This is a genomic window from Dethiothermospora halolimnae (assembly GCF_037577855.1).
Taxonomy (GTDB): domain Bacteria; phylum Bacillota; class Clostridia; order Tissierellales; family VENL01; genus Dethiothermospora; species Dethiothermospora halolimnae.
This window is the reverse complement of sequence record NZ_JBAKFX010000006.1, coordinates 96478-121667: the sequence shown is the minus strand read 5'-3', so window position 1 is coordinate 121667 and position 25190 is coordinate 96478. Positions and strand designations below refer to the sequence as shown.

Below are 25190 nucleotides of genomic sequence, written 5' to 3'. Positions count from 1 at the left end.
TATAATTCATGCTCCACAAAAAGGGAATAGGGGTAGCGGAGCGTTAAGCCCCTATTCCTCAACCTTAACCATGACACCAAATGATGTTTTAGCAATTGAATTTGTCCCATCTTTTCTTTTTTGAAAGCCAACTACTGCTAGACTATCTTTATCCTCTATTAATTCTTTAAACTCTTCAAACGATTCTATTCTATTATCATCTAAACTTAGTTTATATTCCCCCTTTTCTAATCCTTCTTCTATTTCATCAACTACACTATACTCATTCATTTTAAATCTCACTTTTTTCTCTAATTCTAGTCTTACTTTATTTTCAGTTGCAATATTTTCTATAACATTACTATTATTAAATCCTCTCACCTCTTGTCTTATATACTTTTCATATAAATATTCAATATCAAATTTTTCTTTATTTTGACCATCTTCCTCAGTATATTTTTCATATATATACCTCATATTAGTTCCCTTTTTATGTACATAACTAAAACACTTCCAAAATAAAGATATTATAAAGTTCTCTGTACATTTTGATAGGTTAGAAATACATTCACATATTGTTGCCATATCAAAATTATCTATGATATTTTCACCTATAGGAATATATTTTTTATCAATCTCCTTATATTTCTTATATTTCTCTTGTTTATTTTCTTCTCTTTGAATTTCATGGGACTCTTTAATCCATTTATCCCAAGTTCCAAGTTCATCTTGATAATATCTTTTTTCTTTATATAACTTTCTATTAGCTTTACTACATTCTCTTTCTGCTACTTTTCTTTCTGAATTATAATCTTCATATAATTTTTCTATTTCTTTATAACAAGCATCATAATCATCTTTGTCATAATTATCATTAGAAAAACACTTTTGTAATAAATCACTTCTATCGGAAAACTTAGGTCTATCCTTTATATTATTTTCTATAATATCTAAAAATTTATTTTGAACACATAAATTAGCGAATTTATCTAATAAGTTATTTTTACTATAATAATACTGATCTAAATCTACATCTTTGTTATTCTCTCTATACTTTAAAAAATTAACCTTTTTATAATATTTTTTATCTAGTATCTCTAAATCTTTCTTTGTAGGAAAAACTAATGTTTTTACAGCATCAATTGCCATCATAGAGTTATATAAAACTGTATATATCTCTTTTTCATGTTCATAAAACTTATTTTTCATATGTTGTCTTAATTCTTTTTCTGGTTTCCAACCCTCAACAAACTCTCCAGTTTCCTTTTTTTCCTTAATATAATCTTTAAATTCATCTCCTTTTTCCTCAAGGTCAAACTCTACTTTAAGGTCATACCAATCAATAAACTTTTTATTAACAGTATCATAGAAACTAGGTGCTAATTGACATTCACAATTAATATTTGCTGCTTTTAAAGCTATTTTTCCTATTAAATTTCCTGCTGCTTCATATGTGCTTTCAAATCTATTTTCTTTGTTATATGGCAATTCTTGTTTTTTCCCATCATTAAGTGCTATAAAGTATTTACCATCTTTAGGGGTTACCACTGTATTTCTTATTATAGGCTCATCTATTACAGTACAAGCATCCCCATCAAAATCAGCTGAGGATAATAGGTTTTGGATATCTGATTTTTGATTGAAATATATTAATTCTTTACTCTTACATAACCATGTATCTAAGAAACTATTGCTAATGAATTTAACATTATGTACTTCAGAATAGGCAGACTGGGGACATCTTTGTATGGTTCTAATATCTCCATCTTTGCAATCGCCACTATAAAACTCTCCTTCTAATAAGCCATTTGTTCCTTGATTTCTAGTCATAGCAAAGTTCATATAACTTATAGGATCTATAGCCATATATTGATATTTTGCTTTTATAGTAACCTTACCACAGGCTAACTCTCTGACTTTTTTCTCTATTAACCTTCTTAGATTTCTTTTAACATAGTTTAGTTTTACAAATTCAGGATTAATATTTATTAACTCATGACTTTTATCCACTACATTACTACACTTGTCAAATATCTTCTCTTCAAAATCATCATCACTTTCATCAACTTCCCTATTAACACATTGATTATAGAATAACTTAATATAATCTATATTCTCTATAAATTCTTTAGTCGTTGCCTCATAGTCAAAGGGCTTTAATATTTTTTTAAATACTTTTCTATCTTGCTTTGTCAACTCAGCATAATCTTGGAGTGTTAATGCCAATGAATTCATCACTTGATAATTACTCCTTCTATAATCTCCTATATCTTTATCTGGCTTATTAACTTTAGTTATATATAATTTTTTTATTATGTCTTTATATTTAGGTTCCACCTTTTCAAGTCTATCCTTATAATCCTTCATATCATCAAAATACTTAGCTAACTTAACCATACTCTCATTAAGTAACATAGTATTATCAGTCACTACTTGCCAATCATTCCATCTATCTAATAATTCATACCTTCCATTTATCTTTCTACAGTATTCTGTATCCCCTTCATACATTGAATCTAAATATTTAATAATATCAAACTTTGTAATTAAACCCTTCATAGCATTTGAATATCCTCTGATAATGGCAAATTCAATATCATCTCTTTTAAGAGAGTTACCAATACTATTAAAGACTTTAGGAGTTGCTATTCCTCCACCATCAAAAGCTTCTATTTCATCAATTTTTTCTCCATCTTCATCAATCTTCTTGGTGTCAAAGTGGTAATCTACTAGTTCATAATCAATCTTTTCTATCATATTGCCTTTTTTATCCTCTACTTCATATTTAATTGGTTTAACAGTTTTATAATCTCTTACCCACTCTATCGTTGCCGTTGGGAGTACAATAAAGTTTGGCATATCTATTTCAGTGATTAGATCAGAAGTAATTAAACTCAATCTACTTATCACATCTTTATTAATACAGATTATCCTTTCTTCTTGTTCAAGTTCTGAAAACTTATCTAAAGATATTAATCTTTCTACTATCTCTGCAAAACCTTCATAATCTTCCCTAATAAATATAGTGTCACATATTCCATTATTTTCTTTTTTCATACCACCTACTGTAGCAAACCAAGCCTTATAAATATGTCCATCATACTCTACACCATCAAACCATTGCTCTTTTGCTTTTTCTTTATCTACTGAAAGATTTATCTTGATAAATTGTGTAATTAATTCATCACTATTAAATTTTTTATTGTTAAAAGTTTCTAGAGCTTTTATTAAAAAATTATATCTACTTATTCTCGTTATATTATCATCCTTAATATCTGTGACTTTATCATTAGAATCTAAATTCCCCTGTGTTAACTTTAAAACCTTTACAAAATCCATTGTATCAGCCTCCAATTTTAAGTCCGTAGACTATTTTATAGTTTTATAATTTTTATACCTTAAAGTATCATACTGCCACAAAAAGAGAATATTGCGAATGGAATGAAGCAATATTCCTATATACCACTTCCATTTAAAAAGCAAATTACAAATAAAAAACCTCCTAATCAAATAAATTTATAAAACACAAATAAACCTCCATCACTGCAGGTTTTATAAACTTATTCAACTAAGAGGTATCATAAAAGATTACCATAGTTGTAGCCCCTTTCTATCATTTAGAGCATAGAAAACAAAATGATAGCAGGTGCTGACTTATTTAATTTTAAAATACTTTTGTATTTTTTAACTCTTTATTTATGCTTTATTTGAATCATGTTTTTATTTCTAATTTTATTATTTTATTCATTTTGTTTCCTATGCCCATTTATCTCATCTCCTTTTTCATTTATTTACCTCTAGGTATAAATTGGAAACTATTTTAAGTTTATCATATTATAGGGGAATTGTAAATTATTTCTTGATATGTGTTTTGTTTTTTTATTTATATTATTATGCACCCCTTATTTAGACATAATATTCCAATGTATGATTTCTATAGCGTGGATTGAAAATCTTTAGAAAAGAAAAAAAGTAGCAAGAGTGCTACTTATAATTTAAACTAAGATTTAAATAAATCTGTCTATAATCTTTATTCAAATGTTAAAAAGCAAAGCAGTAATCGGTTCAAATAAATACATTTTTCTTATAGAATGGGCTGTATATCAGTAATAAGTTTAAATGGTATAGATACTTCAGGTTTCAGGTACGCCATGATTTCATGCGGACACTCGCCAAAATTATAGTATTCCCAGTTAACTAATAAAGCATTTTTAACTAACCATTTCTTTAATTCCATTTTATCCCCGTAATCTTCTTTGAATTCGTCTATATCCCCGTAGAATGAGTAATATGTAAAGTACTCTACAGGTGCATTAAACTTGATCAGATACGGTTTATTATTTTGTATCCACATTCGCTCAAAATCATAAGGATTGCTTCCTAACTGAGCTATATCGTAAATTATCTCAGGTCTCAAATGAACATATCCACCATAACCTTTTGCATCTCTTACACAAAAAAAGCCGTTTATCTGGTGATCAAAATATATTTTCCTAGCCACACTATTCAGTTTCCCAATAGCTGTTTCAGTCTCAAAAAATGATGAGTCATACGTTATTTCATGACAGTTGTTATTGATGCACATAAGGTGATTGTATATATCGAACTGAATATTGTAGCGTTTCAGATATCGTCTTAGAGGGGTATCCATAGTCAATGCTTGTTGAAGATTAACAAGTCCAATATCTCTGATTGTTTGGCATTCATCATCATTAGTAGTAATATGAATTACAGATAGATACATGTCACTAATATCTCTGTTTTCTAATGACCTACCTACATAGTCAAGAAATGAATCAACACAAATATGATCATCAACCTTTTCAATAAAAGTATCTACCTCTTTATTATCTATTTCTAGAAAACTGCATAAAAATTCTCGGCTAGTTAATTGAGATGTTATGTCAAATATCATTTTCCCACTCCTCAATAATTCAAATATGTTCAAAAAAATTTTCGACTATTTCAAAAAAATTTTCGACTATTTCAAAAAGCATTTTACATTTTGCCATCGTTTTAATACATATCAATGTATTATTTTTATAATGTGTGTTGAAAATCCTTCAAAAAGAAAAAAGTAGTAAAATTGCTACTTTTCGTTATTATAAATCCATATCATTTAATATATATCTTAATTTCTTCAATTCTTCTGTTGTAACAGTTTCTTTTTTCCTTTTTTAATGTTTAAAATTATATTTTTTAACAGTACTTTCTATAATTAAAAACCTTTTTTATGTACAATCTCATCAATTTTTTTTATTTCTTTATCGTTGAGATCATATATTTGGTATATAATTTTATCAATTCTTGTTTCTAATAATTTTCTATTATTTTCATCACTCTCAACAAGTATTAAATCCACTAATTCAATTATTTCATTCATCCTATCTTTAGTCAATAAAACAGGTGTCTCTTTTAATGGAGTTTGATACAATTCTAAAGCCTCACCTTTTCTTTTTCCCCTATAATAAAACCATATGTAATACAATTTAGAATTCAATATCGCTAATAAATACTTTAACTCTATACTATTATCTTTAGGTGTTATATAATACACATCTGCACTTGAATACCACAGGTTATCATTATATGCAAAAGTATTTAATTTATTTCTTTGAGGAGCTATTATTTTTTCTCCTCTAAATATTTTTTCGTTTCGCCCCCATTGTAAATGAAAAAACTCTATAGACCCTTTTTTTACTTCTCTTCGCTGAGACAATATAGGATAATATTTACGAAAATGTTTTTCTAAATTAGGAAATTTATCGCCAATATTTTTTAATTTTCTATCTATGTAAATTATTTTCTTATCAGTGTTAATATTTGACTTATACCTTGAAATATCTGAATTTTTATAAAAAGGTTTTAATAATTCTTTTTCTTGTATTTGAAAGTTTTTTTCTCTTATTTCATCTTCATTCAATACAAAAATACCTTCACCTTTTCTACCTTTTACTCCAAATTTATTAATATGTCTATTTGACAATTTATCTGCACCAGATACAATCCCTTGATTCACATTGCAAATTTCACCAATTTTTATTCCTTTAGAAATCTTATTTAAAATAGAATTCAAATAACTGTCTGACCCTTCTATAATTCTCATATATGCTTCTTCACCATCAAATAGACTAGTCTTGTCTTTTATAAAATAATCAGTTTCGTCATCTATGTTTTCTAATATTTTTTTCAAATTTCTATTGTCTGCATACCCCTCTTTTTTCACATTAACTATTTCAGTATCTAAGTTTTCTTTCAAGCAACCTTTTTCTAATAATGTAATTAAGTTATGTTGACCTAACGCAGATTCAAATATTCTTAATTCATTAAAGTTAAGTAATTTCAAAACATTAGTCCTATTCTTAAAATCTAACCTTAAAGTTGTTGCTCCATTTGCAGTAGTATAATAGTTGGTTGTAATAAATTCTATAATTCCTCCTTCTCTACAGATATCAATTCCCTTATGAAAAAAGAAATAAAATAAATCCATCTTACCTTTATAGTACTTTTTGCCAAAACTAGTATTAGCAATTGGTCTAAATATCTCTTTGTTCCCCTTTTCCCCTACATAAGGTGGATTACCAATAACAATATCAAATCCACCTTTTTCCTTAAATACTCTTGGGAAATTTAGTTTCCATAAAAAATATCTATGAGTATTGTCCATTTTTAAATAATTATAAATATCATATATTTTTGCCTTTGATGTCTTCGCTATAATAGATACAATATGTTCCTCTATTTTTCTTTTTAAAGTCAATTTATTCTTTTTAGTGTGTGTCTTAAAAAAATCTTTTTCCATTTTAATTAACTTTAATATATTTTCACTATTTATGTCTATATCATTCATATCTATTCCTTCTATTTCATCTATCAAACTGTTTCCCCAACATATATTATAGTTCAAGTTTGGTAAAGGGGTAGGATTTTTCTTTACATCCTTTTCATCAATAATCAAAGTTAAGTTTAATCTCAGCTTTGCTATATCAACTGCGGATGGTTGAATGTCTACACCAAAAATAGAATTTTCTATTGTTTCCAATTTTAATTGATAATTACTTTTATCTGGTGAAATACTTTTTCTTATTTTTACTATATCTATAACCATAGCTAAAAGAAAAGCTCCTGATCCTACTGCTGGGTCTATAACTGTTATAGTTTGTAACGCTTTTTCAACTTTTTCTTGAAATTGAAAACTATATTCATCTATTGGAAAATCATTATAACATTCATTAATAAATTTTTTTATAAAATTATAATCTTTATCACATTCATTAACTAAATAATTAATAAGACTTTCTTGGCACATATAATGAACAATTTCTTTAGGAGTATAAAAAGACCCTGTATCTTTTCTCTCTTTGACATCTAATAATCTCTGAAAAATTTCCCCTAACATCTCAGGGTCTATGCCTACATCTATTTCAATTGGATCATTCTCATTTACAGTAAAATTATAAGTATCTAAAATATCCAAAAGACCTGTATTGCTATCATTTGAAAAATAACTATTATTAATAATAACATCATATTTACCTATCGTATCAAATAAATCCCCATTTAAAAAAGGTACTTTACAGTCTAACTCTTTAGAAAATAACACCCTCGCACTATCATTTAAGCTTCGAAATAATTTAGCAAGAAAATCAGTATAAAAATTCTGCTCTTTTTCTATAACAAGATTAAATTGATTCCTTATATAATTTTTATCTCCATTGCCCCACTGCTCTTTTTTTCCTACTCCTAACCAACCTCTTTTTTGTAAAAAATATAAAAATAAAATTTGTCCTAAAAATTTCTTACAAAACCTTTCTTCAATACTTGCATCTAAAAAAGATATATGTATAGTTTCTTTTAATTCTAAATATTTCTCTTTATATTGATTAAAAAAATCTTTTGTAACCTTTTCAACACTAAATACATCTTGAATATCCTCTAATGTGGGATTGTGATTATCATCCTTAAATATATATCTTAGCTGTTCTTTTACAGTATGATTTGGTTCATTTTCACCTACTAAGTATGAGTATCTTTTAGCTGGAGTTAACTTCAAGTCAATCCCATTCTCTGTAAGAGTGTAATCTAACCTCACAAAAGACAGCCTCCAACTTGGCTCATCTTCTGTATAAAATGCTACAACGGCTGCATCCAAATTATTATTATCTAAAACTTTAGAAATAAAATTTCTTTGCATACTTCTTGCTCTATCTACACTTGTATTTCTTTTTAATTCCACTGTCATTACGATCAAATCATTATCTTCATTATCTGTATATTTAGCAATAATATAATAAGCTTTTATATGATCTTCATATTCTTTCCATATATCTGTGTGTCTAGCTTCTTTAAGCATTTCTGGTTCATTTAAAAAATCTCTTGTGAATTTTCTAAAACGTTTAATATTGAATTTATTATCAAATGTCTCTTTCAAAATACTTATTTTTGCAGTATTCATCTATCCTCTATCCCCCTTTTTTAAGTATGATGACAGTATAACCTTCATATCTCCTGATAAATTTACCTTCTTCTTTATCTTACGTTCTTCAAAATATTTTTCTGGAACTATTTCCTTTATTTCATAGAAAATTTTTACTGGATCATTCATACCTTTAGTTTGTTTTAAAACTTCTTTTGAAATACTTGCTGGTATATTTCCTTCTTCCCATATCTTTTTCATTTTCTTTATTAATGTCTCTTGGTTATCTGTAAAGGCTTTACATTTTGAAATAGCTTTTAAAAGTTTTATTACTTTTGCATCATTTCCTGTCTTTGAAGATTTTTCTGTAATAATTTCCTTCTCTTCCGTAAGAGCTATTTCAAAACCTAATTTATTTAGTTCTAAATGTTCAAAATAAACTTTTGGAGTTTTTACTTTTTTTTCATTGGGAGTTACCTCTAAATATTTCATTGCCTGTAAGAAATATATTTCTTTTGAATCTTTACTATCTCCCATAAAAAACTTTTTAAGCCCACCTTTTCTTAAAAATGTAACTGTCTTATCATTTGAAATATCATCTAGTATTCTTCCACTTTTAGACTTCTGAGGTAATCTTTTTATTCTTTCATATAAGTTTTCATCATTGTCTCGAATTTCTCTAATAATGTTTAAGTATTTTAATTCAGATTCTTCATCATTTTCTTCTGCTTCGAGGGTTTCTTTACTATTTAACTTTTTATAAAGATTATGTGATGAAACTTCCTCATCATCTGATAAATACTTAAAATCCTCTCCTAAAGTATCATGAAATGATTGTATCTTTAGTATGATATTTTCTTCTAACGGTAAATGAGCATTAGCTTGAGCTGTTGGAAAAAAGTTAAATACATATATTTTATCATGTTTAGTTCCAACTCTGTTTATACGTCCTACCCTCTGCATTATTTTTGTTGGATTCCATGGTAAATCATAGTTTATAAGGACATTACTCCTATGAAGATTTTTTCCCTCAGCTAATACATCTGTTGTAACTAAAAAATCAATATCATTTTTCTTTTCATATACATAATCAGGATTATAATTTGCCTCTATCTCCTGCCTTACTGTCCTAGAACCTTGTCCACTATAAACCAATACCCTTTTTGGATAATAGTTTTCCAAATAAGCTCCAACATAATCTGCTGTTTCCTTTGATTCTGTAAATATAATGATTTTTTTATCTTTTATCTTTTCATTATTTTCTAGTTCATATAGAAACTGTTCTTTTTTTGGGTCTTCTATAATCTCTTCCCACTCATCTTCAAGTTCCTTTAATATATTTAAATCATGTTTTATTGAAGGTATAAACTCTTTATTAAAAGATTTTATAGAATAGTATTGGACAATATCTTCTTCAACTAATTCCATAAGTTTTTCATCATCACCATTATCTAAAAGATCATATACATCAACTTTTTTACTAATATAAACTTCTCCATCTAAGCACATTTTTAAGAACTTTTCATAGGATTTTATAAATCTATTTAAAGTCTTTTTAAATGCTTCAAAACTACTTTCAAGTCTTTTAATTAAAATAGACTTCATAAAACCTGACATATTCCTTTGAGATACTAAAAGTGATGCTACTTCTTTTGTAATATCTTTTAAGTAAGTCAGTGGTTTATATCTTGCATATTTAAGTTTTTGAATACACGATATTGTATGATTAAATACAGTTTCTATATGGTCGTCATAACTATAAACAATTTTGTCTGGATCACCTAACTCTGGAAATTTAAGTCCCTGCTTTTCTAAATCATCTTTATAGTATTCCATAATCTCTTTTCTAGTTCTTCTAATCATTACATTTCTAAGGACTTGATCTCTAATAATTTCTGAGTTGGCTTTTAATGTTTCTGAATAGTCTTGTGTCCCTTTATCTAATTTTTTTAATTTTCTATCTAATTTACTAAAAAATCCTTCTATATTTTTATTGTTTGGTATAATGGTACTATTGTTTTTGGGTTGAAATAAATAGATCTGATTAGCTATATCACTAGAATAATTGTTTTGTGGTGTAGCAGTTATTAAAATAACTTTCTTGTTATAGCAAATTTGATGGAGTTTTTGGAAACTCTCAGTCTTTTCATTTCTAAATCTATGGGCTTCATCAATAAAAACATATTTAACATTTTTTATTAAATCATTATCTTCAAGAATACTATCTAATTTTCCTAATGATTCAACCTTAGCTGCCACTTCAAATTGTTGTAATGTCCTTTCCCAGTACTCTTTAAGAACTGGAGGACATATAATTAACTTTCTTCCTCTCAATCTTTGTGCTAACATTGCACATATGAAAGTTTTACCAAGACCCACTACATCAGCTATAAAAACACCATTATAGGCTTTTAGTATTTTTTTAGCTTGTATTACAGCATCTGTTTGATATTTAAGTTTCATAAAACCATCAGGAAGTATCTCTTCCCAAGTTTCATTTTTATCTTCATTAATTTCTTCCTTGAAATATTCATATAATGTTTTTAGAAAAAGTTCATAAGGTGTAATATCTTCTCTAATCCATGTCTTTTCATTTACTGTTTCTATATATTCATCAGAAATATCTACAGAACGTTCCCAAAGTTCTTCAAATTTATTTAATGCAAATTCAACATCTCTACTATCTTTTAATTCAACATTAAACTCAAGATTATTTACAAGACCTGATTTTGAAAAGTTACTTGAACCTGTTATGACTGTTCCATATTGATCTGGAACTTTCTCCATATCCTTTCGCATAATATAGACCTTGGCATGAATTGGTGCATCAGGATATACTCTCATTTCTATTTTCCCAGTTTGAAGCCATTTAATAAAAGTTTTAACACCTTTTTCTACCCTGTAACTATCTTCTGAATTCTGCATTTCTTCAGCTACATCATCTGAAAATTCCTTCTTTACTTCTTTATGTGACATTTCAAAAGACATTTGTTCTTCCTTAGATTTTTGAATAATTTGTACAGTTTTTCCATCTACGTTTAGTCCTACTAAAACTCTTATTTTCTCAACATCTTTCATTGCTGGATACATTAAATGAAATCCACTTGTCCTAAAATATCCAACAAGCATATCATAAAATTGTGTATTTGACTTTAGAATCTTATTAAATCGATCATAAAGATTCCTTTCTGGTTCATTTGTAAAAAAGGTTAAATCATTATGAACTCCCAATATATTGCCCCCTTTACTATCTAGACTCAATTATTTCTAATATTTTACTTAAAACTCCTAATCTCCTTTTTCCACATTTTTGTTTTAATACAGTTGTATAATCTCCATTCTTAATGATTTTTGGTTTATTATATTCTATTAATTTTTTTGTATTCTTTATAAGTAACTCTTCTGATATTTCATCATTCCAGTAACCATCAATCAGTTCATTAATCACTTTAGATACTTCAAGTTGACTTTTATAAAACATTTTAATTTCCAATCATGCATCACCTTCTTTTTGTATTTAAAAGATATCATTTTTATATTTTAATTATACTCTTATTGGTTACATATGGCAATGTTATTGTTGAAGTTTCTCCTTTATGCACTAAAAAAGCACCTACCCTTTATTGATAGATGCTCTTTGTATTTCATATAAATTAGCATAAATATTCTAAACTCTTGTTCTATAAACAATAAATTATAATGCTATATCTATACGAAATCATCAAAAAACCTTTTAAATAGCTCGTTACATTATTGGGGTATAACATCTAATTGAGACATATCAAAATAATTATTATTATCATCAATACCCACATTTACTTTCTTTCCAACATTTGAAGTCACAACATGGTCTAATAATTTAGATGAAATCCTACATTTTTTATTTTCTAATAACACATATTCATAAATATCAAAATAAATACAACGCTTCAAGTCATAAATAAAAATTTTCACCTCTAGAGTTGTTCCTAAATATTCACTACCTGTTACATATGTCCCACATCCACCTGGATATCTATCGTCATATTTAGGCTGTTCATTTTTCTTTATTTGCTGAGTCACATATGTTATTTTGTTTACATTTTTTTCAATTTCTACAATTCTACCTTTTAAAATATCCATATTTACATCCTCCTAGCTAATTTTTAATTTACTCAAATTTTACAACAAAAAAATTAGCTTGTCACAGAATGCTTTTTTCAAAAAATCCTATTCCCATATATAGTTTCCAGAAGATCATCAATGTGCTTGAAACAAATTGGAATCAGTTCACTTATAATTTTCTGTAAATATTCAATAGAAATTTTGTAATCATAAATCAATAACGTATCCAATAATACTTCATATAATTTTTTTTGTAATTTATTTTTTACACTATATAATCTTATATCACATGTCTCCCTAAAATATCCTCTACTTATTTTTTCACGAAAAAACCTATATTCTGATTCTTTTTCAAATGAATTAATTATTTCTTTAGTACTATATCCCTTATTTTTTTTCTTTTGAATATTCTTCAAATATTTACGAACTATTGTCTTAGATTGTCGTTTGAACTTAGAGTTACTTAAATAAATTTCCCTAAAATACACCTTTCTATCAAAAATAGCATTAACATCAGCATTTCGTAAGCCATATTGAGAAAATATTTTTATTATTTCTTTTGTTTTTTCCAACTTATCACTGTAATTATCAACTTTACTTTCTTCTGTTATAATTTTTTTTTGTTCTTTTATTGAAACCATCTCTTCTTTCTTTACTCTATAAATATCTCTTGGAGATGCAAAAAATTCAGGTTCATCCTTTTGTTCTTCTTCTAACTTTTTAAAAATATTAATATAATTACCATAATCATTCCTTTTTTCTAAAAAAGAAACAAAAATAGACACCGCATCTTTCAATTCTGTATTAAATTTTCTATTCTTTTTAAATCTTATTAGAGATTTTTTATATTCTTTTAGATATAATTCTATACGTCTTGTCACATCAATTTTTTCTTTGTAATTAAAGTTTTCTATCGTAATTACCCAGTAATTAAATATTTGTAATAAAATATCTGCAACATAATCTACCACATAGCTAAGATTTGACAAAACTTTTTCTCCTTTTAATATCTCTAATTCATCTATACAGCCCTTTATTAACGTTTTTACCTCCAATGGTGTTTTTCTAATTAAATATCTTTTCTTATTTTTATATAAATCCAAATCTTGACTAAATTCACTTTTTGAAGGCTTTTCTATATAGAAAAACTCGTATGACCTTTCTTCTGTTTTATTCTTTATGCTATCAATAGAAATCTTTGACAGATTAGAAATCAATTTATTTCCAATAAATTCTCCTTCATCTTTTAATGAAAACATGTGATCTATAAATTTTGAAATATCTTTTTCATCAAATTTTTCAATAGGAAAATATTCTAAAACTTTATTTTCAAATGAAAAAACTTCTAGTTTTCCACTGCAATTAAAATATTTCAACCAATTTTGCACATTTTTTATATGACTATCTTTCTTATCTAAGTAATAATCATACTCTTTTTGAGACAAACTTTGTTCATCTTTTCCTTCAAGAATATAATTTTTAACATACTCTTCTATATCAAATTCTTCTATATTCATAAATTCTCCTCCTTTTGAAGTTAAACCAATAATGATTATAAAACTTATTTATATCATTTCAAAATCAATCTATTATCTATATTATCTTTTAGCATAACATAAACAATAAATAGCATCGACTATTGAAATACTATATTATTTACATGACCTTGTAAAAATGTTCCTATTTAATTTTCCAAATATTTAAATTTTATGTACTATAAAAAGCATCTACCTAAGCAGATGCTTTTATTATACATATTTATAAGTATTTATTTTTTTCAATATATAAGGTAACTATAAACCATTCATTTATTTGCTAATAGCTGAATCGTTTATGGTTATTTTTTCAATGTTTAATTTTTCTTGCATCAATTCAGTCACAGCTCGAATAATACAGTTTAATAATGAAGATTTGTGGCACTTAGTTGAGCTTCCAGCATCTAACTCGTCATAGATTGTATAATATATGGTTCCACCTTTTGAAAAAACAACTGTATCACTGTAAGCTTTATAATAATACTTACTAGGTATTCTTTTTTTATTAACTCCTCTATCTTTAAAAAATACATATGACTGCCATTCAGCCAAAGAATTTTGACATGCAGATAAAGAATTTTTTAGAATAAAGATATATTCTGATAACTGTTCATCTGATAGTTGATCTTTGATTTCCCTAATCTGTTTTATTGCTTCATTTATTAAATTTGCAGCTTCATATGTCACAATATTACACATATATTCTCTTTTTGCCCATCTAGTTGGATTATCCTCGAAAAATAAATTTTTAATATGTCTTTGTATTGTCTCTGCTTGTGGTTTAGGAGTTAAGTGGTTTCCTTCGCCATTTATCGACTTTAAACATCGTTTGGCATATTTAATCCATATTGATCTTTCTTTTCCATCTATAACAGAATCTATTAAAGTTTTTTTATAATATGGATCCTTACATTTTTCTTTAATAATTGCTATCGCCTCTTCTTCTCGCTTCTTAAGCCCAATTACTTTATCAAAGAGTGCACAAACGATTCTATCATACTTATCATTATGTTTTTGTACTTCTTGATCCTCAAGCTCATAGTCATTTTTATTGGGTATTTCTGGCAATATCGTTCCCAATTGCTCTCGCAATCTAATATCAAACACAGTATTTCCTTCAAGAACATTTTTTTGTTTAAGAAAGTTAATAATAGTATCAAACTTTTTAGTTAAATTTTTATCTCCTGTTGGATGTATACAATTATCCACATCTGATAACACAGGAACACTTAAAGGTGTTGTTGTTCTAATACAAATTTCAAAAGATTTACCAAACATAGGTTCTAACTCATCATAAATTTGTTTAAGTAGATGATCTGTCATACCTTTCTCATCAAATATAAAAATATTTATATCTGGGTTGTACTTAGTAAAACTTCTTTGAAGTTTATCAGGCACATCAAAGACTCCCCTTGTATCTATTAATATAATACGTTTTAATTCATATTTTCTTAATACCTTTTTAAACTTTTTCGATGCCTTTAATTCAATTTCTATGTCAAATAATTTATTATAAATCAAATTTTCCTCAAACAATTTACAATAAAACAGTATCTTTTGATTTTCATTTTCACATTTTTCTAGCTCTACCAATTTGATAAGATGTTTTTGAATTCTCTTTATATATTTTTTTATCCATGTTTTTAATTCCTCTATATCATCAATTTGATTTATAAACTCCTCTATACCTTCAAAATCTTTTTCACTACTAACTTCATCAAATGCTTTTTTAAATGATTCTAATTCAAATTTTACTTTATCTTCAGTTCTTGTTAAATAATTTTCAAATATATAATTCACTTTAGGAATAAATTTATAAGTATTATCTTTATCATAATTTATAACATATATAATATTAGTTTTAGTCTTGCCATTAATATTATCCTTGTGAATATATGTTCCAATTTCTTTATCTTGTATACACGTACTAATAATTCTTGACTTTCCTATTGTTGATCGTCCCATAAAATTTAGAACATATGTATCCTTGTCCATAACCTCTTCCCCCTTTATTTTTATATTTGAACATATAATTCAATGCCTTAATTTAATAGATTTTAAAAATATATATTAAATTAAACCTTTTAATTTGTTTATTTCTACATTTTTCACTTAAATCCCTTCAACAGTTTGTATTTTCTTATCAATTATTACTTTAATTTTCTGCATAAAAACAAAATATATTGATTCAAAACATCTATCTTACAAAATAACCCACTAGATATACCTTTATTAATTCAGTCTACTGATTCTTCCCTACTGTTAATTAATATATAATTTCATTAATCCTTCTTATAATCTGTTCTTTTTTTATTTTTTTCATTTTAAATTATACCCAAACACAATAAAAAACACCTATTCCCATAGATGCCCCTTACTCTATCTGAATATATTCTAATTTTCCTTAGTCTCTACACCACAATCTTAAAAGGCAAGTAGGTAGCTCAAACAGTTAATTTGTGTTTACGGACACCTACATGGGGTGCTGTACCATCTATCATAGCTACTTTAAGTTTTGGTACAACTACACCATCAATGGAGCCGTTATCTGATGAACAGTGATGATATTCGATATCATAACCTTTGTTTAGCATCTCTTTTCCAATACTCTTCATTAAAGATGATTTCCCTGTACCTGGTCCACCCTTTAATATAAATATCCTATTTGCATCCTTCTCTATAATATTATCATAATATGAATAGAAACCCTTTGAAGTATTTCCCCCTGGAAAAACCCTTTTAATTTTACTAGACACAATAATCAACTCCTTATTATTTGATATTCATTCTCGTTTTCATATTCTATCTAGTATATATATTATGATTTTTAATATATACATGTGTTTGTCCCATACTTTTTTATTCTAGATGTTTTTTTACTAAAAATTAAGTTTATTTATCACCAAATACTAGTATGAAATCATTTCTAAAAAAAATCTATTGACATTTGTTTTAGTTATAAGTATAATGTTAAGCAACAAATAAATACAGAACTCTTATCAAGAGAGGCGGAGGGATCTGGCCCTATGAAGCCCAGCAACCGGTGTTAATACACAAGGTGCTAATTCCAGCGGTATATGTATACCGAAAGATGAGAGAGGAATAATCGCACGTGAACCTCTTTCATTTAGAAAGTGGTTTTTCTTTTTTTTGAAAAGAAAAACCTATTGGAAGGGGTATTTCTATATCTAAAATGTTTTAGTACATTAATCTATTAAAGGGGTGGTGGTCTAATTGATAAAAGTAAATAATTTAACCAAAGTATTTAGAAATGATGATAGTGAGTTTTATGCTCTTAAAAATATAAATCTTAATATAAAAGAGAATGAGATATTTGGAATAATTGGTTTAAGTGGGGCTGGAAAATCAACACTTATTAGGACCTTTAACCGTCTTGAAGAACCTACCAGCGGAAATATAATTTTAGAAGGTAATGATATAACAAAATTTAATAAAAAGGAACTTAGAAACATGAGAAAAAAAACAGGTATGATTTTTCAACATTTCAATCTTTTAAGTTCTAGAACCGTTGCAGATAATGTGGCTTTACCCTTAGAACTTTCTGGACATAAAAAAAGTGAAATAAAGGGAAGGGTTAAGGAATTATTATCCGTTGTTGATTTGTCTGATAAGGAAAACTCTTATCCGTCACAGTTGAGTGGTGGTCAAAAACAAAGAGTGGCAATTGCAAGATCTCTAGCCAATAAACCTGATTTATTACTGTGTGATGAAGCCACATCAGCCCTTGATCCTCAGACAACAAAATCCATACTAAATCTTTTAAGAAAAGTAAAAAATGAATTTGGATTAACCATAGTTCTTATCACTCATCAAATGGAGGTAATAAAGGAAATCTGTGATAGAGTAGCCATTATTGAAGATGGTGAGATCATAGAACTTAATACAGTTGAGGAAATATTCTCTAATCCAAAAACAGAAACCGGCAAAAGTTTTGTTTCTAATATAAATCACAGTATTAAAGAAGAGCTTAATTTCCCAAAGGAGCCAAATTCTAAGGTGATTAGATTAAAATATGTTGGAGATGTATCTAAAAGACCTATTATTTCTCAAATAATAAGAAAGTTTGATATAGATGTTAATATTTTATCTGGAAATATCGATGAACTTATGACCACAAGCATTGGAAATTTGATTATACAAATATTTGGAGACAATGAAAAAATTAAAACTGTCACTGAATGGTTAAAAACTGAAAATATAAGGTTGGAGGTGATTTGGAATGGATAATTTTATCGACCTTTTACTACCGCCATTTCTAGAAACTATATACATGGTATTTGCTTCAACTCTTGCTTCATTACTTATAGGTTTTCCTTTAGGAATATTACTAGTAATCACCGAAAAAAATGGCATATGGCAAAAACCAAAACTTAATTATATCTTAGGAACAATAGTCAATGTAAGTAGATCATTTCCATTTATTATTTTAATGATTTTGGTTTTCCCTATTTCCAAGTTGATTGTTGGCACTACAATCGGCACGACTGCAAGTATTGTCCCCTTATCTATAGCAGCCTGTCCCTTTGTTGCAAGGGTTATAGAAAGTTCCTTAAAGGAAGTGGATAAGGGTATAGTAGAATCTGTATCAGCCATGGGTGCCAGTGTTCCAGAAATAGTTTTCAAAGTGTTAATACCTGAAGCAATGCCATCATTAGTTTTAGGTACTACCCTAACAATAATAAACTTAATAAGTTATTCTGCCATGGCTGGAGCCATAGGGGGAGGAGGCCTTGGTGATTTAGCAATACGTTATGGGTTTTACCGTTTTCAAACTGATGTTATGATTGCATCTGTTATTTTAATAATTTTGCTTGTTCAAACTGTACAGTTAACAGGTAATAAAGTTGCAAAAATAGTAAACAAAAAATAATTTAGGAGGTTATGTGAATGAAAAAAACAATTATTACTGTATTGATTATTAGTATTTTAGGAACACTTATTCTAAGTGCATGTGGAAAAAAGGAAGCTGAAAGTCAAGTATTAAAGATTGGTGCAACTCCAGTTCCCCACTCAGAACTTCTAAACCTTATAAAGGATGATTTAAAGGAACAAGGTATCGATTTAAAAATTATTGAGTTTACTGACTATGTTAAACCCAACTTAGCTTTAGCTGAAGGAGAAATAGATGCTAACTTCTTCCAACACGTACCTTACATGGAGAGTTTCGCAGAAAATAAAGGTATTGATATTATATCCCTTGGAACGGTTCATGTTGAACCATTGGGTGTTTATTCCAAAGATATAAAGTCAATCGAGGATCTAAAGGACGGAGCTAGTATCGCCATCCCCAATGACCCAACAAATGGGGGGAGAGCCCTTATCCTTCTTGAAAATAATGGATTAATTAAATTAAGTGAAGATTCAAGTCTTGAAGCAACTGAAAAAGATATTGTGGAAAATCCAAGAAACTTAAAATTTAAAGCACTGGAAGCGGCTCAAATTCCGAGGGTTATGGGAGATGTTGATGCTGCTATTATAAATGGTAACTATGCTCTTGAAGCTGAATTAGTACCTACAGAAGATGCTATTTTACTTGAAGATAAGGATTCTCCATATGCTAATATAATTGCAATAAGACCTGAAGATAAGGATAACACTAAACTTAAAACTTTACTTGATACTTTACAATCTGAAGAAGTTAAGAAATATATAGAAGAAAATTATAATGGTGGTGTTATTCCAGCATTTTAATAGAAAAGTAAGGGCTAATTAGCTCTTACCTTTCTTTCCATGCTCAAGAGCAGATTTACTCTGTTTTAGGCATCTTTCATAACGTTTATCATACGATAAATCTTTTAATGTTTTTCCAATTTTAAATAATTCATTACAGAAGTTAACACCTTCCCCAGCTGTGGTTTTAGATACGACGGCTTCTTTAGGACGTGCCTTTAAAGCATCTGTAAAACCACGTCTAGCATGAGCAAAACAACCAACCAATGTGACATCCTCAACAGCATTATAGCCAGGATATCCGTCGATTTGAAGAAATCCCTTAAAGTCTTTGAGGAAATTCTTTGGATGCTTTTTAGCCCGAGAGGGCTGATATTCATACAAGAAAATCTGAGGTTCAAAAGTGCCAGTGCAATAAAGCCTCATATATGATTTGCTTGTAGGATATTTGCCAAAATGCTTTTGTTGACTTAACCTAAATTGTTCCTCATACCAATTTAATTTAGCTGTCAACTTGGACTTAGGTTCAAGAATTTGAGTGAAATGACGTCAGGAGTGGAACTGTAAACTCTTTGTTATACGATGGTCAAACTCGATCTAATAATAAATTTGTGGTTTTTTTCTTCCACTCCCCTTTTTCCTCAAAAATAATTTTACTAATTCTTTCTTTTTAAAATTTATTTTTCTTGCTTCTTTAGGGCATTTTTTTACACAAGCGAAGCAGTGTAAACATATTTCATTATTTATTCTAAGATTTTTTTCATCAATAGCCATTACAGGACATACATTTATACATATATCACACATATTACATCTTTCTTTATCAACAGTCGGTATCTTAGCAAATAACTTAGCACTATCCTTAGGCAATATTTTAGCTATTAATGGTAATTTACCTTCCAACTTTAATTCTGGAATGTTCTCTATATCACTTATATATTTTAATTTTTGTCTTATTTCTTTCCCAAATTGTTTTGCTTTTTTTAAGTCTCTTTCATCAGGTCTTCCTTTTGCTATTTTTAATTCGCCATTCGAAAATGAATGCTCACCTATAAATGATCCTGCTCCTACGACTCTAAAATCAACATCTTCTACTAATGTTCTTAATTGTTTAAGCGATATACCACTACCAATATTACCATAAACCGTTATCAAAATTATTGGCTGACCTTTTCCTCTAAGATTTTTCAATGTTTTTTCAATTATTTTGGGAATTTTTTCTTCATAGACTGGAACACCAATAATTAGAAGTTCATTATGTTTATTTATACTCAAATTGAAATTCTGACGTATATCTGTCTTAGTTAAGTTAATTGTATCTGTATTTTTTATTTTAAGTCCCTTTGATATTTCTTCAACTATCTTTTTAGTTGTGCCAGTCGGCGAAAAAATTATTCTTGTTAATCTATCTATTTGCATATTATCACCCTAAGTCCTTATTTTTTATAAATTCCTAAATGCATTTACACTATAGTGACTGTTAATTGTTAAGTTCGACTTTCGTATAACGGTCCAAGGCTTCCCGTCATTCTATAAATTTTATCATAGGATGATGGGAGGCCAGCTACATAACCAATATATAAAGGTATAAACTAAACCTATTCTACTATTCTTATAAATGACCTCTTAACTAATATTTAAACTCTTCATAAAAATCAAATAACCTCTTTTTATTATTTTCTGTGCAGAAATTATAGTTGTTTATTTTATCTTTAGTAATCCACTCAATATCTTCTATTTCATAATTAGGGTTTATACTTTCAGTATTCTCTAATCTACATGTAAGTACAATAATGACATACTGTGTATTCTCTTCTATATTTACATAAACCTTAAATATCTTTAAATCGTTAAGAAGGCATCAAATCTCTTCTTTAGCCTCTCTTCTTATACATTCTTCTGGTGTTTCATCATGCTCAAGTCTTCCACCAATATTCTCCCAAGTTAATGGAAACTGCTCTTTCATCCTACTTCTCTTACTAATTAGTATTCTACCTTCATGGTCATATATAATTACCGAACAACCTATGACTGCTTCCATTGTTTTTTCCTCCATGCTTTTAATTTATAGGTGTAGTTTCACATAACTATTGCATCCCCGACTGTCGCTTTTTTAATCTATATAAATGGATTAATGACACTTTGTGTCGGGAAAATTTTATTATGTCTGTTTTTTTCTTCCCTTTTATTGTACCATATTATGCAACATTTGACATGTATACTTAGCTGTTCAATATCTTATCTAATGGGCTTTTAATATTACCTAAGTTTGTTTTTGATACATAAGTGTATATCTCAGTTGTTTTTGAGCTTTTGTGTCCAAGTAGATCTCCCATATACCTTAAATCCGTACCAGCTTCTAACAAATGAGTAGCAAATGAATCTCTAAGGACATGTATGGAAACATTTTTATTTATATTATCATGTCCGAGTTTTTACTGTCTATTTAAGTATAACCTATCCAATCTTTCATTGTAAATTTTTCAAGTGAAAATCCATGTTTAACTATTTGAAAGTAAAAATATTCAAAAAATGGATTAGTGCCAGATATAGTGCTACAACCGTTCTTAAAATTATAGCAACACAAGGCTGTGAATTCTACGGATATTTTAAAGTAACTATTATCTTAAATAAAAAATACAATCTAATTATTAATAAAAAAAGGTATATAGACTTTGTAAAGACTTAAATATACTGAGACCCAAAAGAAAGATTAAATCAAAATACGCAAGGAAAATAGCTAAAAATAGAAAGATAACAATATCTAATACCCTTTGAAAATTAGATATGAAATATCGATATATACAGAAAGAAAATACGTTCTTCTATGTACTATCATATATGTTTACGACAGAAATATAATAGATTATCATTTAAAACTTAACTATAAGATAGAAAATGCACCTATAGCTCCTAAAATAACTATGATAAAGAACTAAAGCATAAAAAAACACCTTAATTAGTCCCATTAGAAAATATCCTAGCTAAAGAACTTATTATTAAATTTAGATTTTTTCCGTTGAGATCCTTCCCTCTTCTTTTTTATTGGTTAATTTGGTAAAATATAATTATATTTACTTTTTATCTATAACTATATACTAAACAAAAGTACTTTTGGGCAAAATTTTTATCAAAAACTTTTTTGGAGGTTAATATGAGTAGTTACTATTTCTTTTTTGTTTTTGCATTTCTTGTCTACTATTTATTTAGAAAGTTTGTAGATACTTCTTTACCTTTAATACCAATAATACATTCTTATAAAAGTGCTGATGATGTTATAAATGCCATAGAAATGCTTATAATTTTATTTATAGGGGGTATTTTAGGTTTCTTTTTCCATTGGTTAATTAATTTAATTATTTAAATCTTTATTTTTCATCTAAAATTTCACCCATAATAAAAAGCACCTACCTCAGTAGATGCTATTTATTATACCTTAATATATAGTACGTTTGACTACTTCAATAAAGAAATCCATGTTGGGTGCCCTCTTTTCCAGAAGTAGCATCATATTCATTATGATAAAACTTACATATTGCTCCTTTGTAAAGTGCCCATTCCAAATGTCTTCACATATAGTATCATCCTCTTCCATGCGCTGGATGAGCATTTCCCCCAATTTCTGCTGCATAGATTGCATACGTGCCCGTCCTGCGGTTTCTACATTGGTCAAACTGCCCATAAGCATCCCTGCCGACTGATGGATTTGCCGACTGAGAAATTCATATATTTCCTCTAACTGTCTGTAAAAAGTTTCTGATGTAATCGCTTCATCCATTCCCATCAATGTTTTGTACCAGTATTCTTCAGTCAAGGCAAGCAAAATATCCTCTTTACTAGAAAAGTAATTATAAATCGTCCCCGTAGCTACCCCAGCTTTTTTTGCAATCCTACGGATAGTAATGGAATCTGGGCCAGTTGTGTTTGCCATATTTCTTGCCAAATCCAAGATTCTCCGTTGCAAAGTTTCATCTTTTTTACGCATTCCTAATCCCTCCTGATATAGTTTTTATCTTCCTCCCATGCCAACAATAAGACCTGATAGATATGGGATCAGCCAAATAATCCATACAATTAGGCTGAACTTATGAAAGGTTTCCATCATTGATTTTTTCTTACGTACTAATACCACTGTTGCCCATATTGCATGAAAAAGCATTAGTAAAATTGCAATTCCACCGGTAATCCCATGGAAATTAAAAGGATTTGAACTTTCCGCCATCATACTCATAAGTGTTGTACCCGTTGTATCACAGACAAGACCAAACCAAAATATGACCACATGCCATGGCTTTAAAGTCTTCTGGAACTTTTCTCCCCAAACACCCACCGAGTATAGTACAAGAGCAAGTGTGATAGTAATGATTGCCAATAACAACATAGTAACACCAACCTTTCCTTTAAATGAACGTGTTCATATATTTATTATACGTAGATTGTAGTTAATTGTCAATGTTTTCATGAACATGTTCACACAAAATTAATAGAAATAAATAAAAATAAACCATCCAGTAGGTTTTATATACTTTTAACTTCTACTGGATAGTTTCCATCAATAATTCTATTTAGTTTTCATAGGTCAATCCTTCTATGATTACTTTTTAATGCTTATATGTGTTTGTCCATGAATTTTTTATTATTCTTTAACCATACTTATTTCTTCAGATCCATCCTCTTTTTTATAACCTATCTTTTCATACAACTTAATTGCGTTATAGTTTATAGAATCAACTGCTAAAAAACTTCGAATAGCCCCTCGCTCTTTACCCCAATTAAGGCCATAATATATTAATGAATAACCTATTCCTTTACCTTGATAATTAGGATGTACCGCAACTTCCCTTACCCAAGCTACAGGTCCTTTATCCCCTTCAAAACCATATACATTCATAAAGCATACACCTACAATTTTATTATCACTTTCAGCAACAACTATAGATGAATTTTCATTCTGTATCCATTCTTTTGCAAATATATCCTTTTCCCCATTAAAACCTCTAGAAAGACCTTTACATGAGCGGGTAACTGCAGCTACTTCTCTATATTCCTCCTCCTTCATAAGTCTAATATCTCCGAATAATGGTCTATGTACTTTAATTCTTTTTATATCCTCTAACCAAAAATCACAAAAGTGTGAGTTTATTTTAAACCCTAGTTTTTCTAAATCTTTAATAAATTCTTTAGGAATAAATTCTATATAAATTCTTTTTTCATTTGTATTATTTTTTTCTATTAGTTTTAAAGATTTCTCAAGACCATAAAAGAAATCCTTTTTAGTTTCTGCTGCCCAGTGAATATGAAATTGATTTTCTTCCTCTTTTATCATGAAAATATATTCCTGTTCTTCTAATATTCCATCTGACCCTATATAACCAATCTTTTCTTCATTAGTATATAGTAGTGATGTATAGCAGTACTTTTGTCCCTTATTGATTAATTTTTCCATCTAAGCCCTCCCCATATAG

The 25190-nt window shown here is 28.1% G+C and carries 21 protein-coding genes and 1 riboswitch; of the genes, 5 read left to right on the top strand and 16 right to left on the bottom strand.

The annotated features are described in order from the left end of the window. Positions 1 to 51: 51 nt before the first annotated feature. The 9 genes from V6137_RS04310 to V6137_RS04270 form a co-directional block, all read right to left on the bottom strand. Positions 52 to 3318, bottom strand: coding sequence for a hypothetical protein (locus V6137_RS04310; RefSeq protein ID WP_425446652.1), 3267 nt, complete (start codon positions 3316 to 3318; stop codon positions 52 to 54). Between the two features lie 745 nt (positions 3319 to 4063). Then, entirely contained in the window at positions 4064 to 4894 is an 831-nt protein-coding gene (locus V6137_RS04305) for a hypothetical protein (RefSeq protein WP_425446651.1), read from the bottom strand. A gap of 303 nt (positions 4895 to 5197) precedes the next feature. Continuing rightward, complete coding sequence (locus V6137_RS04300) at positions 5198 to 8434, bottom strand: Eco57I restriction-modification methylase domain-containing protein (RefSeq protein WP_425446650.1); 3237 nt, start codon at positions 8432 to 8434, stop codon at positions 5198 to 5200. Then, positions 8435 to 11626 (bottom strand): helicase-related protein, encoded by a 3192-nt coding sequence (locus V6137_RS04295; protein ID WP_425446649.1) that lies wholly within the window; start codon positions 11624 to 11626, stop codon positions 8435 to 8437. Between the two features lie 16 nt (positions 11627 to 11642). Then, complete coding sequence (locus tag V6137_RS04290) at positions 11643 to 11876, bottom strand: TIGR04540 family protein (RefSeq protein WP_425446648.1); 234 nt, start codon at positions 11874 to 11876, stop codon at positions 11643 to 11645. 269 nt (positions 11877 to 12145) lie between these two features. Beyond that, positions 12146 to 12517 (bottom strand): hypothetical protein, encoded by a 372-nt coding sequence (locus V6137_RS04285; RefSeq protein WP_425446647.1) that lies wholly within the window; start codon positions 12515 to 12517, stop codon positions 12146 to 12148. Between the two features lie 77 nt (positions 12518 to 12594). Further along, positions 12595 to 14016: a hypothetical protein gene (locus V6137_RS04280; protein ID WP_425446646.1), complete on the bottom strand. Its 1422-nt coding sequence runs from the start codon at positions 14014 to 14016 to the stop codon at positions 12595 to 12597. Between the two features lie 291 nt (positions 14017 to 14307). Next, positions 14308 to 16029 carry a hypothetical protein gene (locus tag V6137_RS04275; RefSeq protein ID WP_425446645.1) on the bottom strand — a complete coding sequence of 574 codons (1722 nt, stop codon included), beginning with the start codon at positions 16027 to 16029 and terminating at the stop codon, positions 14308 to 14310. Between the two features lie 449 nt (positions 16030 to 16478). Beyond that, positions 16479 to 16790: a P-loop domain-containing protein gene (locus V6137_RS04270; RefSeq protein WP_425446644.1), complete on the bottom strand. Its 312-nt coding sequence runs from the start codon at positions 16788 to 16790 to the stop codon at positions 16479 to 16481. Positions 16791 to 17027: 237 nt separating this feature from the next. Further along, positions 17028 to 17132, top strand: a riboswitch (SAM riboswitch). A gap of 136 nt (positions 17133 to 17268) precedes the next feature. Between V6137_RS04270 and V6137_RS04265 the strand changes: the two genes are divergently transcribed. From V6137_RS04265 to V6137_RS04255, 3 genes are read left to right on the top strand one after another with little or no spacing between them, the layout of a single operon-like run. Next, a complete protein-coding gene (locus tag V6137_RS04265) occupies positions 17269 to 18282 on the top strand; it encodes a methionine ABC transporter ATP-binding protein (RefSeq protein ID WP_425446643.1) in 1014 nt (337 codons plus the stop codon). Continuing rightward, positions 18275 to 18925 carry a methionine ABC transporter permease gene (locus tag V6137_RS04260; RefSeq protein WP_425446642.1) on the top strand — a complete coding sequence of 217 codons (651 nt, stop codon included), beginning with the start codon at positions 18275 to 18277 and terminating at the stop codon, positions 18923 to 18925. The genes V6137_RS04265 and V6137_RS04260 overlap by 8 nt, the downstream gene beginning before the upstream one ends. A gap of 17 nt (positions 18926 to 18942) precedes the next feature. Further along, positions 18943 to 19746, top strand: a complete 804-nt coding sequence (locus tag V6137_RS04255; RefSeq protein WP_425446641.1) for a MetQ/NlpA family ABC transporter substrate-binding protein — start codon at positions 18943 to 18945, stop codon at positions 19744 to 19746. A gap of 18 nt (positions 19747 to 19764) precedes the next feature. Here V6137_RS04255 and V6137_RS04250 read toward each other — a convergent pair whose 3' ends face one another. The 4 genes from V6137_RS04250 to V6137_RS04235 all read right to left on the bottom strand — a co-directional run bounded on the left by V6137_RS04250 (position 19765) and on the right by V6137_RS04235 (position 22142). Beyond that, positions 19765 to 20238, bottom strand: a complete 474-nt coding sequence (locus V6137_RS04250) for an IS66 family transposase (RefSeq protein WP_425446640.1) — start codon at positions 20236 to 20238, stop codon at positions 19765 to 19767. An 84-nt stretch (positions 20239 to 20322) separates the two neighbouring features. Further along, positions 20323 to 21144 (bottom strand): EFR1 family ferrodoxin, encoded by an 822-nt coding sequence (locus tag V6137_RS04245; RefSeq protein WP_425446639.1) that lies wholly within the window; start codon positions 21142 to 21144, stop codon positions 20323 to 20325. Positions 21145 to 21586: 442 nt separating this feature from the next. Then, positions 21587 to 21766: an NUDIX hydrolase gene (locus V6137_RS04240; RefSeq protein ID WP_425446638.1), complete on the bottom strand. Its 180-nt coding sequence runs from the start codon at positions 21764 to 21766 to the stop codon at positions 21587 to 21589. Positions 21767 to 21947: 181 nt separating this feature from the next. Then, entirely contained in the window at positions 21948 to 22142 is a 195-nt protein-coding gene (locus V6137_RS04235) for a tyrosine-type recombinase/integrase (RefSeq protein WP_425446676.1), read from the bottom strand. Positions 22143 to 22499: 357 nt separating this feature from the next. Here V6137_RS04235 and V6137_RS04230 point away from each other — a divergent pair, with 357 nt between their 5' ends. Both V6137_RS04230 and V6137_RS04225 read left to right on the top strand, forming a co-directional pair. Beyond that, positions 22500 to 22664, top strand: coding sequence for a hypothetical protein (locus tag V6137_RS04230; protein ID WP_425446637.1), 165 nt, complete (start codon positions 22500 to 22502; stop codon positions 22662 to 22664). 215 nt (positions 22665 to 22879) lie between these two features. Beyond that, entirely contained in the window at positions 22880 to 23089 is a 210-nt protein-coding gene (locus tag V6137_RS04225; protein ID WP_425446636.1) for a hypothetical protein, read from the top strand. Between the two features lie 72 nt (positions 23090 to 23161). Here V6137_RS04225 and V6137_RS04220 read toward each other — a convergent pair whose 3' ends face one another. The 3 genes from V6137_RS04220 to V6137_RS04210 all read right to left on the bottom strand — a co-directional run bounded on the left by V6137_RS04220 (position 23162) and on the right by V6137_RS04210 (position 25171). Continuing rightward, complete coding sequence (locus V6137_RS04220; protein ID WP_425446635.1) at positions 23162 to 23710, bottom strand: TetR/AcrR family transcriptional regulator; 549 nt, start codon at positions 23708 to 23710, stop codon at positions 23162 to 23164. 24 nt (positions 23711 to 23734) lie between these two features. After that, the gene (locus tag V6137_RS04215) at positions 23735 to 24106 is read right to left on the bottom strand and encodes an HsmA family protein (RefSeq protein ID WP_425446634.1); all 372 of its coding nucleotides are present in this window, start codon (positions 24104 to 24106) and stop codon (positions 23735 to 23737) included. Positions 24107 to 24361: 255 nt separating this feature from the next. Next, positions 24362 to 25171 (bottom strand): GNAT family N-acetyltransferase, encoded by an 810-nt coding sequence (locus tag V6137_RS04210; protein WP_425446633.1) that lies wholly within the window; start codon positions 25169 to 25171, stop codon positions 24362 to 24364. Between the last annotated feature and the right edge of the window lie 19 nt (positions 25172 to 25190).